10 protein-coding genes, 1 tRNA gene and 1 pseudogene are annotated in these 13,696 nt (G+C 62.9%); 4 read left to right on the forward strand and 8 right to left on the reverse strand.

Annotated elements, in window-relative coordinates; genetic code table 11:
* The coding region (locus tag V5B39_RS09185) for a transposase (RefSeq protein WP_332342597.1) at window positions 1-227 on the forward strand (227 nt) is incomplete at its 5' end.
* 34 nt (window positions 228-261) lie between these two features.
* Here the strand turns inward: V5B39_RS09185 and V5B39_RS09190 are convergent.
* The gene (locus V5B39_RS09190; protein ID WP_332342598.1) at window positions 262-2,742 is read right to left on the reverse strand and encodes a hypothetical protein; all 2,481 of its coding nucleotides are present in this window, start codon (window positions 2,740-2,742) and stop codon (window positions 262-264) included.
* A gap of 125 nt (window positions 2,743-2,867) precedes the next feature.
* On the opposite strand from V5B39_RS09190, the gene tnpB reads away from it, so the two are divergent.
* The gene (gene tnpB, locus V5B39_RS09195) at window positions 2,868-3,221 is read left to right on the forward strand and encodes an IS66 family insertion sequence element accessory protein TnpB (RefSeq protein ID WP_332342599.1); all 354 of its coding nucleotides are present in this window, start codon (window positions 2,868-2,870) and stop codon (window positions 3,219-3,221) included.
* Between the two features lie 57 nt (window positions 3,222-3,278).
* On the opposite strand, the pseudogene V5B39_RS09200 reads toward tnpB, so the two are convergent.
* Window positions 3,279-4,685: pseudogene (locus V5B39_RS09200) on the reverse strand (IS1182 family transposase).
* Window positions 4,686-5,329: 644 nt separating this feature from the next.
* Between V5B39_RS09200 and V5B39_RS09205 the strand changes: the two are divergent.
* A complete protein-coding gene (locus tag V5B39_RS09205; protein ID WP_332342600.1) occupies window positions 5,330-5,944 on the forward strand; it encodes a Uma2 family endonuclease in 615 nt (204 codons plus the stop codon).
* A gap of 583 nt (window positions 5,945-6,527) precedes the next feature.
* Here the strand turns inward: V5B39_RS09205 and V5B39_RS09210 are convergent.
* The 4 genes from V5B39_RS09210 to V5B39_RS09225 all read right to left on the reverse strand — a co-directional run bounded on the left by V5B39_RS09210 (window position 6,528) and on the right by V5B39_RS09225 (window position 9,605).
* On the reverse strand, window positions 6,528-6,701 hold the full coding sequence (locus V5B39_RS09210) for a helix-turn-helix domain-containing protein (protein ID WP_332342601.1): 174 nt from the start codon (window positions 6,699-6,701) through the stop codon (window positions 6,528-6,530).
* Between the two features lie 939 nt (window positions 6,702-7,640).
* Window positions 7,641-7,714: transfer RNA gene (locus V5B39_RS09215), tRNA-Gly, on the reverse strand.
* A gap of 48 nt (window positions 7,715-7,762) precedes the next feature.
* On the reverse strand, window positions 7,763-8,485 hold the full coding sequence (gene trmB, locus V5B39_RS09220; RefSeq protein ID WP_332342602.1) for a tRNA (guanine(46)-N(7))-methyltransferase TrmB: 723 nt from the start codon (window positions 8,483-8,485) through the stop codon (window positions 7,763-7,765).
* A gap of 73 nt (window positions 8,486-8,558) precedes the next feature.
* Window positions 8,559-9,605 (reverse strand): tRNA dihydrouridine synthase, encoded by a 1,047-nt coding sequence (locus tag V5B39_RS09225; RefSeq protein WP_332342640.1) that lies wholly within the window; start codon window positions 9,603-9,605, stop codon window positions 8,559-8,561.
* A 151-nt stretch (window positions 9,606-9,756) separates the two neighbouring features.
* Between V5B39_RS09225 and V5B39_RS09230 the strand changes: the two genes are divergently transcribed.
* A complete protein-coding gene (locus tag V5B39_RS09230; protein WP_332342603.1) occupies window positions 9,757-11,292 on the forward strand; it encodes a sensor domain-containing diguanylate cyclase in 1,536 nt (511 codons plus the stop codon).
* Window positions 11,293-11,358: 66 nt separating this feature from the next.
* Here the strand turns inward: V5B39_RS09230 and V5B39_RS09235 are convergent, their stop codons facing one another.
* Window positions 11,359-12,402, reverse strand: coding sequence for a M14 family metallopeptidase (locus tag V5B39_RS09235; RefSeq protein ID WP_332342604.1), 1,044 nt, complete (start codon window positions 12,400-12,402; stop codon window positions 11,359-11,361).
* Between the two features lie 231 nt (window positions 12,403-12,633).
* Window positions 12,634-13,686, reverse strand: coding sequence for a tRNA 2-selenouridine(34) synthase MnmH (gene mnmH, locus V5B39_RS09240; protein ID WP_332342605.1), 1,053 nt, complete (start codon window positions 13,684-13,686; stop codon window positions 12,634-12,636).
* Between the last annotated feature and the right edge of the window lie 10 nt (window positions 13,687-13,696).

A 13,696-nucleotide genomic window follows, 5' to 3' on the forward strand; every position in this document is an offset into this window, starting at 1 on the left:
ACAAGGCCAAGGCCATCCAGCCCCTGCTGGCCCTCCTGAAGCAGAAGGGACTCACGCTTCACTTTCTGCCCCCTTATAGCCCGGAACTGAACCGCGTTGAGAAGCTCTGGCACCAGATGAAGTACGAATGGATGGCCTTCAAAGCCCGGAGCGCCGCGACGCTTGAGGCCGACGTCGACAAAATTTTGGCCGGCTTCGGCTCTGATTATCGGATGACTTTTTGCTGAGCGCTTACAGCTCGACGCGCTGCTCGGGCAGCCGTCAGTCCTTTTCGTAGAGCAGGCTGATCAGCGAGACCAGCAGCGGGTTGGCGGCCAGCGCGGCCAGGCGCGGGTTCCGTTCCAGCGCCTGCAACAGGCCGGCCGATCCGCCGCTGGTCGGCGCCGCAGCCGCCGAATCGCCGGCGGTGAACCACGCGTCGACGAAGTGCTGCACATGCCCGGAGTCGAATGGCTGCACTTCGAGCGGCAGGTAGCCGTCGAGGGTATGCCGGTAGCCGGCAATGCGCGAACTGACGACGATCCCGTTGCGCGTACCGTAGGCTTTCTTCAGGCGAGCGATTTCGTCGAGCACGCGGCGATACGCACCCGGCTCGACCACCTCGTCGAGCGCGTCGAGCAGCAGCACGCACTCGCCACGCGCGAGCTTGCGCGCCAGAAAGCGCTGCGCCGCCGGAACGCCGGCCGCCGCCAGCGTCTCGGCGAGATGCGCCGTCAACGGCCGGCCGTCGCCGGTGGCATTGTTCAAGGTCAGGTACACCGGCAGCGGGTAGCGCGTCGCGCGCTGCAGCCAGGCGCGCAGAACGGCCAACGGCGGCCGTACCCAGTAGGGAAACAGCAGGATGGCGATCGCGACGGCGGCCACCGCGACCGGCCAGCGACCCACCAGGTCGGGTTGCAGTACCCCGGCCCAGAGCACGACGCTCGCCGCAGCAAGCGACGCCAACGCGGTGGCGCGTCGCGATAGACGAATGAAAAGGAAGAACAGGCCGCCGAAAAGCAAGACCCAGGCGAGCCCAGCAAGCCCTGGCGTCGGCGAACGAAACGCTTCAACGATCCAGGCGAGCAGCGCCGCCGCACTGCTGACAAGGCCCGCCAACAAGACATTGGCGCCGGACAAGCTGCGGCAGATTCGTTCGAGGAGTAGCGCGCCGCGGCGCGGGATGCGCGCGCGTGCGAATTCCGCGAGCAAGGGGTCGCGGCGGGCGAGTTTCAGCGCCAGACAACGCAGCAGCGTCGTCTTCCCCGAGCCGGGGTCGCCGAGGACCAGCAGCGATGGCGACATCGACAGCGCGGTCGGCACGTCGACCGGCGTCCCCGCCGGCGGCACGAAGCCCGATAGATCGTCCGCACGCGCCGCCGCGCCGTCGGGCAGCAGGTCGCGCGGCGCATAATTGCCGACCTGCAGGCCGACGTAGATCTTTTCGAGCGCCAGATGCTTGACGCCGAGAAAAGTGAACTTTGCGTACTCGGCTTCGACGCTGCGCCGGTAGCGTCGCGTGTAATGACCGTCGAACAGCCGCGTCTTCAGGCGATCCCACCCACTCGCGGGCGGCGTCGCTGCCGGCGTGATTGCTGCCACCGCCCATGGCGGCACTGCCGCCGGCACGGGAGCGGGCGCGGGCTCGGCCGCCGGCGCCGGCCAGGGCAGCGGCTTGATCGCGCAACGACCCGGATCGGCCGCGACGCCGAGATCGACCGCATAACACAGTGCCGCGTGCGCAGCGATCTGCTCTCTGCCGCGCCGGCATGCCGCCCGGAAGCCCCTGCCACGCGCGAACTCGGTCACGTCAACCAGCAGCAACTTTTCCGCGTCCACCTGCCACAACAGCGAGGCGGCGTCGGTCAGCAGCAGCGCCGTATCCGGGTCGCCGTCGTCGAGCCGGCAAGCGGCCAGCGCGCTGCACAGCAGCAGCGAGAAATCGACGCAGGTCGCGCCGCGGCCCATCGCGTCCGGCAGGCGAATGCGCTGGCTGCGCCGCTCGAGGCTCAGCCGCTCGACATCGTGCAGCGCTTTCGGATACACACGGTGCAGCGCCATGAACAGCGACTGCACGACGGCGCGTCGCTCGTCCGCCGTCCCGCGCACCGCGTCGTCGAGCGACGCGCGCGGGTCGCCGAGCAGGTCGCCGAGACTGCGCATCGCTTCGCCCTTGATCAGCTCGACCTGCGGATGCTCGACGAAGAGCAGCGCCGCCACCGCCGCTGGCAGCGGCGGCTGGCCGTTCCAGGCGCTTTCCGTCGTGCTCGTCAGCGCTGTTCCACCGGCCGGGAAGTCGATCGTCGCCTGCGCCAGTTCGACCGCCGAATCGAGCACGAAAGCCGCGCGCGCACCGTCGTAGCAAAGCCCGGGGCACCACTCGTCGGGGCGCAGCAGGGTCAGCGGACAGAGCGCTGTGCCGCTGCCGATCGCCGCCAGCTCACCGGGGTGCTCGCTCAGCGACAGCCGCAGGTAGGTTTCCTGCTCGTTCGCCAGACGCGCTGCGCGCGCGAAGTCGCGGCGAACCCACGGCAAGCGCTCGCCGTCGAACAACTGCGTCTCGCCCGGCGCCAGTTCACGCAGCGCGATCGGCCCCGAATCGAGGAAATCCGCCACCGCGAGCCGCAAGGCGCAGCCCGCCGCCGACTGCGTGCCCCGGTTTTCGACCGAGAGCCGCCAGACCAGCGGCACACCGGCGCGCAGCAGCGACCAGTTGAGCCTGGGCACGTAGCTGATCGTCACCCGCAAGCACAACGCACTCATCGAGAAAGCTGCCCCCTTCGTCCTCTGGTCATCGCCCAGCGACACCACCCTCGCCGCGATGATACCCGACCCCCAGGCTTCGACACCGGGTTGCCGCAGGCGACGCTGGATGTCCTGGAAGCGCGATGCTGATCGGGCCCGGGGTGGCGGTCTATGTGGTGAAGGAAGCGATCGACATGAGAAAGTCGATTGATGGCCTGGCGACCAAGGCTCAGGACAGCCTGCAGGTCTCGCCGTTGTTGGGCAGTCTCTTCGTTTTCTTCAACCGGGGCTGTGACAAGGTCAAGCTCCTGTGGTGGGATCGTCATAGCTTCTGGCTGGCCTACAAGCGGCTTGCGCAAGGGCGTTTCCGTCTGCCGAACGTCCGAGCTTTCCCGAACTGGCACGGGTCCTCGATGGACTGCATCTCTCAGCGCGCCGCCTGGCGGCCTGTCGGACTTGAGGTTTGGAAAACCGCCAAATTTCACAATGCGGAATGATCGGGCCGGATTTTATCGACTTTGCGGCCTTTTCGACGGTTTCCCCCTCGTTTTTCCCTACTGTGGACGCAATTTGGCCATGCGCTTCAAGTTCCACGCCAGGCAGACCAGCGTCCACTCCCCGGTGACCTTCTTCAAACCGCGCAGCGAGAACTGGCGAAAGCCCATGACCGATTGGATGATGCCGAAGACCGGCTCGACGGTCTGCTTGCGCAAGGCATAGAGGGCTCGTCCCGCTTTGGTCTTCAAGCGATGCGACAGGGCCTGCATGGGTGTCGCATTCGCCGGCAGCGGCGCCGGTTCGCTGTGCCGCTTTCGCCAGTCAGGAGGGTGCTCGTCGCGAGCCACCGCGATCACCGGATCGATGCCGGCCGCCTCGCACGCCGTGATGTTCTTCTCGCTGCAGAAGCCAGCGTCGGCGATCAGACTTTCCACGGGGCCCAGCCCCTCGGCTTGTACCTTGAGCGTCGCTAGCATCGGCTCGACCGGCTCTTGGTCATTGGTGGCTTGCGTCACGCCGACCGCGACAACCCGCATCGTCGCCGCATCAACCCGGCCTGGGCGTTGTACGCTTGTTCGAAGCCGCCACCGGCCACCGGCATGATGCGCGACTCTTCGTCGGTCAGATTGATCTGGTCACTGTCCCGTGCGCCGGGCTCGGGGGCTTTCGGCGGCTTGCCGCCCAACTTCTTGCCGGTCGCTTCTTCCTTGGCCGCGCGCCGGGCGATCTTCTCGTCGTACTCGGCTTTCTCTCGTTGATAGCGCTCCTCGGCCCGGGCAGCAATCTTCGCCTTGGCCACGGCCATCGCCGCCAGCCGGTCTTCGCGGCGCCTGATTTCTTCGGGCAGACTGACGCCGTCCGGAACGTCGGCTTGATCCGCCTGTTCCGCCAAGCTGAAGCGTTCCTGCACCTCCGCCTTGAGCTGGGCTTCCCGCTTTTCGATGGGTCCGTGGGAGAGCGCGCTGTGCCTGGAGGCGTTGGCTTCGATCTTCGTGCCGTCAAGACAGACGTTACCCAGCTTGAGCAGCTTCATTTCCTGGGCCATCGCCAGGACCTGCCCAAACAGGTCGCTCAGCTCGTCCAGAAAACGCCGGCGGAACGTCGCCAGGCTGTCGTGATCGGGATGGCTTCCGGCGGCAATGTAGCGGAAGGCCACCGAATCGTAGGTTGCCCGCTCCAGCCTGCGGCTGGAGAAAATACCCGTCGCGTAGCCATAGACCAGAATTGCCAGCAGGGTCGCCGGATGGGACGCCTTCGATCCACGTCCAGCGTACTGTCGCGTCAGCTTCGACAGGTCCAGCTGGTCGACCACCTCCACGATAAAGCGCGCCAAATGATCCGGGTTCAGCCAATCATCCAGTGACGGCGGTAGCAGGTAGTCGGTAGTCGGTAGTCGGTAGTCGGTAGTCGGTAGTCGGTAGTCGGTAGTCGGTCTTACGGTCGGTGACAATGAAGTGGGACATGCCGGACCTCGGTTGCTTCAACAGGCATGATTATAGCATATCCGGTGGCGAGCAAGCCGAAAGTCCGACAGGCTGCTAGCTCGGACAATCCAAGGATAGGCGATCCAACGCCACTTCGGCAAATGTTTCAGGCTTGACAGAGGTGGCCGAAGCAAAGCGACGATAGGAAGCGCATGGTTGATTCACTCCGGGTTGGCTGTTGGTCGTAATGCTCGGGTAGTAGCAGTCAGCGCTGAAGGCCCCATTTTGCCCTTGAGCAAGGCGCTTGTGTTCGTCAGGTCCTCTCGGCAGACTGTTTTCAAAGGACGTTTTTCAACAGGTCGAACTGTTCTTCAATCCTGTGTTGACATAGGCATTAGCCAGTAATCGAGTAGGGAAAAATCCCAACGGCACCAATCTGGCGCAAGGGCATGAACATGTCGGGCTCTGGAGTTCTGAAGAGCGCACAATGGCCCGAAAGCCCGATAGGCCCTGTGTTTGAGCGCACGCAGTTGACAACTCGGCAGGTTGCAGCGTCCAGGCTCTACGCCCATGTTTTCTACCGATACAAGCTCGAGGCAGGGCCATTGCCCTTGACCTCGCCCTTGCGTTGCGGGCAAACCTCAAGGCACAATGCCAAGGCCTGCTCTGCCGGAGTCGATATCATGGCCTTGCCGAAAGCCACGGGACACCGCTTCACCTATGCCGACTACCGGCAATGGCCCGATGACGAGCGCTGGGAACTGGTCGACGGCGTGGCCTACGCGATGGCACCGGCGCCGACGATAACTCATCAGTCTCTGGTACTCAGCATCGCCAGACAAATCGACGATGCGCTCGATGGCACCCCCTGCCGCACCCTGATCGCTCCGGTCGACGTCCTGTTGCCAGCAGCGAACGAGGCGGATGATCAGGCGACGACCGTCGTCCAGCCCGATATTCTGGTGATCTGCGACCCGGCCAAGGTCACCGAAAACAACATCCGCGGCGCCCCGGACTGGATCATTGAGGTCCTCTCCCCGGCCACCGCCCGCCACGACCACCTGACCAAGCGCGCCCTTTACGAACGCGCCGGCGTCCGCGAATACTGGCTCGTTCACCCGGTCGACCGCCTCATTACCCTCTACGGGCTGAAGGACGGCCGCTATGGCGGCCCGGAAATTGTCGAAATGACCGGAGAACGGTCGCCGGTCATCTTCCCTGAAGTCGTCATTCGCTGGCAGGCGATTCTGGACAAGCTACCGGATGGTTCAGCCAAGTCGGTCGATCAGTACGCTTGATGATGACTGTTGAAAAACGTGGCTCCCGTTAAAACGGGGATAGTAAGCGAAACCCATCGCCAACCCCACGGAAGGAAAGAGATGTCCATACTTGCGCGGATTGCTGCAGCGGGTTATCGGCAGCAGACGCTTTGTTGCGATGACGACCATCGTAGTACTCGCGAGTAAGGTGTGCTTTCCCCGTACTGGCAGCGAAGCCCGATTCGTCGATCTTCGACAAGGCGCTGATCAAGAAAGTGGCGGCTGCGCAAGGCAGTTCTCAAGCTTTTTCAATCCTGTGTGTTGGCAACAAATAGATCTGTCCGGTTTTGTAGCAAATGAATTGTCCGCTTTGACCGGGGTGGGGAAAGCGGTGGAGTGCGTAGCCTGGAACCGATTGCCCCGCCCCGTGCGGCCGCGGTGGACCTACGCAGCCACCTTCAGATTCAGAGGCCCGATGTGGCCAGCCTAGTCATAGTCGGCCAACTTGCGTGGGCCGTGCAAGATCGCCAGCGTGTGGTCCCGGCGCACGCTGCCTTCTTCCATCGCTGGTTTCGCGTGGTCCATCGTCACGATCAGATCCCAGTGCTGCCCAGCAACCCATTCAACCCTCCATCCCGCCCTCTTCATACCACGACAAATACCTCCGGAATGTCCGCTCGCATACCCCCAGCAGACTCGCCGCCTCCACCTGCGTCAGCCGACCCGCTTCCCATCCTCCATACGCTTCTTCAAACCACATCTTCCTGATCTCCTGTAGCAATTCCGTCCGCTTCATCTCCGTCCTCCTTCAGACCAAGATAAACCGGACAGATCATCTGCTACAAACTCGGACAGATCTCCCACGGCTGTCCTGTCTGCGGGCTTCCTCGGGTGCGGATCGACAGTTCCTTCCGGGCTCACCGAAACCTCGTCCGCCGCCGGGTCTCCCGCCACTTCGTCTATCTTTGTCTTCCTGGCTTTCGGCTGGGGCACAGGAGCAATCACGCGCGTTTGGGTGGCCACCGAATCCATCTGGTGGTCGTGCGCCGGAAATCCGCCATCCACCCGCCAGTCGTCGGGTGCCCGTCCGCAACGGTCCCCCCTGCTCCCCCATCGGTGCCCTCTGCCCCAAGTCACTGCTCGTGGTGACGATCTCGACGCCGACCATCCCCTGACTGGCCGTGTCACTGTTAAATTCGATGTTGTACGCCGGCTGGAATCCGCCCTCCTCCTCTTCATGACCGTCGCTTCAGCGTCAGTCGTCGAAGCACGCGCCTCTTCGGGTTTCTGGTCTGGCCGCTTCTGGAGGTCGGCCAGTTCCGGCAAGCGCCCCCAAGCGGCTTCGATACGGGCTTCCCGAGCCAACACCGCGCGGGCTTTAGCCGCGCGGATTCTTCGACGGAGGCCCAACCCTCACCCGATAGCAGTGTTTTCGCTGTACTCGTTTTGGTGCTGTCCAGTTCCATGAAGCGTTCCAGCCAACCGATTTGGATTTTCAAAGCCGCCCGTTTCGCAGCATTCCACTCGCGCAGGTGAGTGCTGGCGTGGATTTCGGCTTTTTCCTACTGATGCGCGATGTCGCAGCGGAACCGCGATGCGCAAGACGTAGATTCCGCTGGAGCGGCGGTAGAGGTATGGGTTCCCAGCCATCTGATGACTACCTTGTAGTAGTCTTGCTGGGTACCGCCTGCTCAATCAATAGAAACCGTTATGGCTCAGTTAATTAAGCAATCGGTGGAGCGGGCGAAGGGAATCGAACCCTCGGCTCTAGCTTGGGAAGCTAGGGTATTGCCATTATACGACGCCCGCCAAGGCCTCTATTCTACGACGGTTGTGTGCATCTCCACAATGTGGCGATCAAGTGATCCGATCCTGGCCTGCAGTCTGAAAACGCCGGTCTCCAACCAGATCGATCCGGGTACGGTACAGGCGATGGCCAGAAGCCCAATATTTGCGTTCGAACGGCGTCATCGGTGGCTCCGGAAGATATGGCTCGTACACCGCCGCGCGTTGTGTCATCTGCTGCACCGCAAGGCAGAATTCCGCCAGATAGACCGGCCAGTTGCTCCGGCACTCAAGCCTCCCGCCAAGCCCGAGCAGCACCGGAAAAACCGGATGGCCATGCCAGCGTCGGCGCAGTTGGGTGATCTTCGGCCAGGGATTGGGATAAAGAAGATAGTGACGATTGAGCCGAATATCCGCCGCGTGTAGCAAGCGCCAGTAATCGACGACGTCGGCACGCACCAGATCGAGGTTGGCCGGCCACCCGAAACCCTCCTGCCAGCAGCGCTGTCCGCGCGCCAACCGCACTGCCGACTGGTCCACGCCGATCACGTAATGGTCCGGAAAAGCCCTGGCGAGAATCCGGCTGCTCTCTCCTACCCCGCAGCACGAATCGAGGATCAACGGCCTTCCCGCCGCCGTGCGCCGGTAACGTTCCAGGCTCGCCGTGAATGCGGCGCGATTGTAGTCGGCATACGGTTTGAGAAAAGGGCTGCCGGCATGACGATCAACCAGCATCGACAGATGCGGGTGAATGTCGGTCTGGGTGCTTGCAGGAACGCGGGAGTTGCCGTACATCGAGTGGCCCTAACGGTCATGACTCATGACTTTTCCAGCCACTCCCCGATCATGAAAGTCATGACCGTTGCCCTCACCCCCGTTCCCTCTCGCGCAGGCAAAGAAGGGGGTTTTGTGCGTCGCTGAGACTTTGACCATCATCGATCGCTGGCAGCACCGGCACGCCATGTCGCAACAGCTCGCACGTGACTTCAGCAACGCCGCAGAGCGATCGAACCGCGATGAACAGCGCTTCGGCTTCGACGAAATTCCGCCGCAGCGCCCCCAGCCAGAGCTTGAGGCGACCCGGCGCATGGCGTGCCGAGACCTTGGCACAGACCTGCTGCCAGTAAGAGGCCAGCAACGGCAGCAATCGGCACCAGTCGTGCGAACGATCGGTCGCGATCGCCACACCGGCGGCCAGCGCACGAATGCGCTCGGCGAGAAAGGGATCGGCGACCGCACCACGCCCGATCATCACATCCTGGCTGGCGCTCACCGCACAGCAGCGGCTATGGTCGTCGGTTGTCCAGACCTCACCGTTGGCGACCACCGGCGGCTGTACGACCTCGCTGATGCGCGCCACCCATTCCCAGTGTGCCGGCGGTCGATAAGCCTCGGTTTTGGTGCGAGCATGCACCACCAGCGACACGATGCCGCCCGCGGCCAGCGCCCGTGCACAATCCAGCGTCCTCGCCGTATCGCTGATCCCGAGCCGCATCTTGGCGCTGAAGGGGATGGCCTGCGGAACCGCACGCCTGACTGCGGCAGCGATGCGGAACAACTGCTCGGGATCGGCGAGCAAGGAAGCGCCGCCGCCGTGACGGTTGACCGTTGGCGCCGGGCAACCGAAGTTGAGATCGATTCCTGCCGGTGACAGCTCGGCCAGTTGCGCCGCGTTCTCGGCCAGACAGGCCGGGTCACTACCCAGCAGTTGCACGACCACCGGCGTACCCGCCTGGGTGCGGCTGGCCTGCGAAAGTTCGGGACAGATGCGGCGGAAAGCCCGAATTGGCAACAGGCTGCCGGACACGCGGATGAACTCGCTGACCGCCAGATCGTAAGTGCCGGCACGCGTCAGCACGTCGCGCATGACGTCGTCGACCAACCCCTCCATCGGTGCCAGCAGCAATCTTCCCATGTTCAATTTGTGGTCGTTGCTATATTCTATGCTCTATGTTCCATGCGGGTAGCGCCTGATACCTGAGTCGCCGGCGACCCATTCGAACTTCCCCTACTCCCTACTGTTTGCCGTTTCGCAATGGCCTTCCCTATCCGTGACTTCTTCCCCGATGATCGAGCAGAAGAACCCCTTTGAAATTGCGCGTGAAGCACTGAAGCAACTGACGGCCAACAAGCTATCACCGACGCCGGCCAACTTCCAGACGTATTACAACGAGGTGGCCAAACTTCCCAATGTCGCGGGTTTCCCCGAAGCCCAACTACGGCAGATCGCGTCAGCACTTCCGGTCAGTATTCCGGAACAGAAGCCACATCTCGATCGACTCGAAGCTGCCATCGGCAAGCGCAGTTGGCGGGGCGTTCAGGACGCGCTGAACGACTTTGCCAGTGCCCATACAATAGTCAGCACCGCCAACGCCGAGCCGGCGACCGGGCCTGACTGCCAGGTCTCCGAACACCAGGTCGCCTTGCTGGAGAGAATCACCCAGTGGCTTGAAAGCCTGTTGCCGGCGCTCGGTAGCGACGATCAATGGTTATCCGATTTGGGACTCAAGCTGCTGCAAGCGTTCAAAGGCCCGGCAGAAGACGGGCAGGAGCTGCTGACACTGCTCGCCAGCTTCAGCCGGGGCGTCTCGCTGGCCACCGAAGAACAGCGGGAAATCAGACAGACCCTGCTCAAGCTCCTGCAGTTGATCATTGAAAACATCAGCGAGTTGACACTGGATCAGGAATTCATCCAGGGCCAGATCGACTCCCTGATCCAGGCAACACATCCGCCAATCACCTTGCGCCGTCTGGACGACGTCGAGCGCCGCCTGCACGAGGTCATCTCCCGACAGCGACAGGCCAAGGAGCGCTCCCTGGAAGCCCAGGAAAGCATGCGCCAGATGCTCACCGCGTTCATCGACCACCTGAGGATGTTAAATCAATCCAGCAGCAACTTCCAGAATGACCTCGAGCAAAGTTCACGGCAGATAGCCGAGGTCAGAACGATAGAAGACCTGGCGCCGCTTCTGAAACAGGTGATCGATGCCACGCGCGGGATGACCGAAGACACCGCCAACGCCTGCAGGCAACTCGATGACTTGCAGGACAGAGTTCTCGCGACCAACGCCGAGCTGCGCAGGCTGCATGCAGAACTTCACCACGCCAGCATTTCGGCTCGCCACGATTCACTCACCGACGTACTCAACCGCAGAGGATTCGACGAGGCTCTGGCACGCGAGATCGCCAGCGTTCGCCGCAAGAATTCGCCACTCTGCCTGTCCTTGATGGATCTGGACAATTTCAAGCGGATCAATGACCACCTTGGCCACCTTGCCGGCGATGCTGCCCTGGTTCATCTGGTGAAAGTCCTTCGCCAGCACATGCGGTCGATCGACACCCTGGCGCGCTACGGGGGGGAGGAATTCGTGATCCTGATGCCCGATACTCCACTCGAAGAGGGAATCGAAACGATCAAACGTTTGCAGCGGGAACTGACCAGGAATTTCTTCCTTGCCAACAATGAGCGGGTCCTGATCACTTTCAGCGCCGGCGTGGCGCAACTGGGTTCCGACGAGTCTGGCGAGGACGCCATGCTGCGCGCTGACCAAGCCATGTACATGGCCAAGCGAATGGGTAAAAACCGCGTCGTCGGTGTTTGACAGCACCGTCCTTCACCGCTTACGCGGCTCGACCAGGAGCACATCAGCCAGCAACTGCCGGCTGTCCTAGGAACTGGCGCACAACGCACGGGCAGAGCGTTCGCGGCGGGGAAAAGGCAGTCGTTCCATCAGGTAGCACAGACAGTCCTGGCGAACGACCCGCTCATCCAGCGTCAGCATCGCCGGCATGGCCGCACGCCGCAAGCGGATCATCCCCGCGCGGCAGTCGAAGAATTTCGCCGTCACGTCGCTGCCACCCTCGTCGCGAACCTCGACTGGCAAGGGCAGGCGTGTTCGCCCGAAGACCGTGCCGGGATCGAGTTGCCGGAAGTTCATGTGGTCGAGCTGGGGATCGAAATCAATATCGGCCAGCGCCTTGCCAAAGCCGAACGATGCCGTGATCGGTACCCGCACCGTCGCGACCGTATGGTAGAGATCGATGTCGTGCTCGTGCACGTCGTGTGACGGAAACTGCGCGAGATGCAGGCAGGCTTCGACGAAACGGGCAGCGTGCGCCTCGTTGGCGGCGATTCCGGGCTTGCCGCATTCGATGGTCAGGGCCGGACAAAGTGGCGAAAACGCCATCGTCTGTGTCCCTGCAAGGCCACGGAAGCAGACGACGGTGCGAGAAAACAGCAAGGCCAGGTGCAGGACCGTCTGGTCGATCTGATTGACCACGCAGTAATGCGGATTGAGACCGGTGTTGTTGTGAATATCGATGCTGGCGAACAGGCCGCGCGCCTGCATCAAGCGATGCACCTCGCTCATCGCCGCGTGCTCTGGCGAATCCGTGTGGGCAATCGCCCCTGGCCAGACGCGGTTGTAGTCGGGTTGCTGGTCGAGCCGGCGCATTCCCGCACGCGCGGCAGTGACGTTGCCGATCAGTATCGACAGCGCCCGTGGCAACCGCCGTCCGGCGTAGGCGCGCAGAACACTCTGCAGCGCCACGACACCGCTGTCTTCGTTGCCATGCAGCAGCACCGAGACGAACAGCGGCGTCGGGCGGCGTCCGGACAGATGGATCAGGGTCGGTCCGGGCAGGATGCGATGCAGTTCGCGGGCGGGGGTGTCAAGAAAACGTTCGGGCAGGGTGTCGAGGACGGTCAGCATGAAGCACTCATATGTACGGCACCGTAATGATAGGCCGCATTGGCGATCATGTCGATGATGCTGGGCCCGGCGGGCATCACCCGTTGTTCAACGCGCCAGGGTGATCACTGGTTGTCGTCAAAGCCGATGAGCAGGCGATCGGGGACTCCGATACCCTGCTACGCCATCACCCTGCTCAATGTCGTCGATCGCTGCATCCCCTCCGTTCGGGCCTGAACCGAGGCCCGATGATCATCTGCCGCACACCCGGCGAGCCAGGGCGTCGATGCCGGCAGGCGTCAGGTCGTCGGTGTCGAGCCTCAGTGGCGCACTGAATCCGGCGTAATTCTGCTTCTGCGAGCGCTGGTAGAGCGGGTCATAGTGCAATGCCAGCAGTTCGCCGACCAAAGGGCGCCAGCCTCCCTGGTGGATGTACGCTCGCCAGCGCAGCAGCGTTTCCGTGCTCTGCAGATGCCGCAGGGCTTCCAGTCGGGCAGTCAGCGAATCCGGGGCAACCAGAAAGTAGTCGTAGTCGCGCAACAGGAAATCGACACGCGCGTCGAAAGACGCTTCGATGTGCACGCACTCGCCGGCGCGCATGCGCTCGATCAGGGCGGAAGGGAGCTGGAGCGAACCGATTTTGCGGCTCTCCGCCTCGACATACACCGGCCGATCCGGGCACAGGTCTTGCAGCGCGGTCAGCAGGCGGGATTCGAACATTTTTTGCGAGGGCTGCGGGCAGTCCGGCAGGACGCCAAGTACCGAACCCTTGTGACAGGCCAGTTCTTCGAGGTCGAGCACCTGTTCTCCGAGTTGCCCGATGGCCTGCAGGACGCGGCTCTTGCCGCTGCCGGTGGCACCACAGATCACCTTCAGCCGCAATGACCGCGGGGCTTCCGAGAGATTCTCGATGACCAGGCGACGATAGGTCTTGTAGCCGCCTTCGAGTTGCTGCGCATCCCAGCCGACACGCCGCAGGACGTAGGTCATCGAGCCGCTGCGCTGGCCGCCACGCCAGCACAGGACCAAGGGTCGCCAGTGCTTCGGACGGTCGGAGAAGCGGCTGCGCAGATGCCCGGCAATGTTCTCGGAAACATGCGCGGCGCCCACCTTGCGGGCGGCGAAGGGGGAGACCTGCTTGTACAGGGTGCCGACTTCGATACGCTGCTGGTCATCGAGAACCGGGCAGTTGACCGAGCCGGGGATATGGTCTTCGGCGAACTCGGCAGGCGAGCGCACGTCGATGATCTCGTCAAAGGCAGCAAGATCGCCAAGCCGTTGGAGGCTGACCAGGTCAGATTTCATGCAAGGAAGG

It is taken from the genome of Accumulibacter sp., assembly GCF_036625275.1.
Lineage (GTDB): Bacteria > Pseudomonadota > Gammaproteobacteria > Burkholderiales > Rhodocyclaceae > Accumulibacter.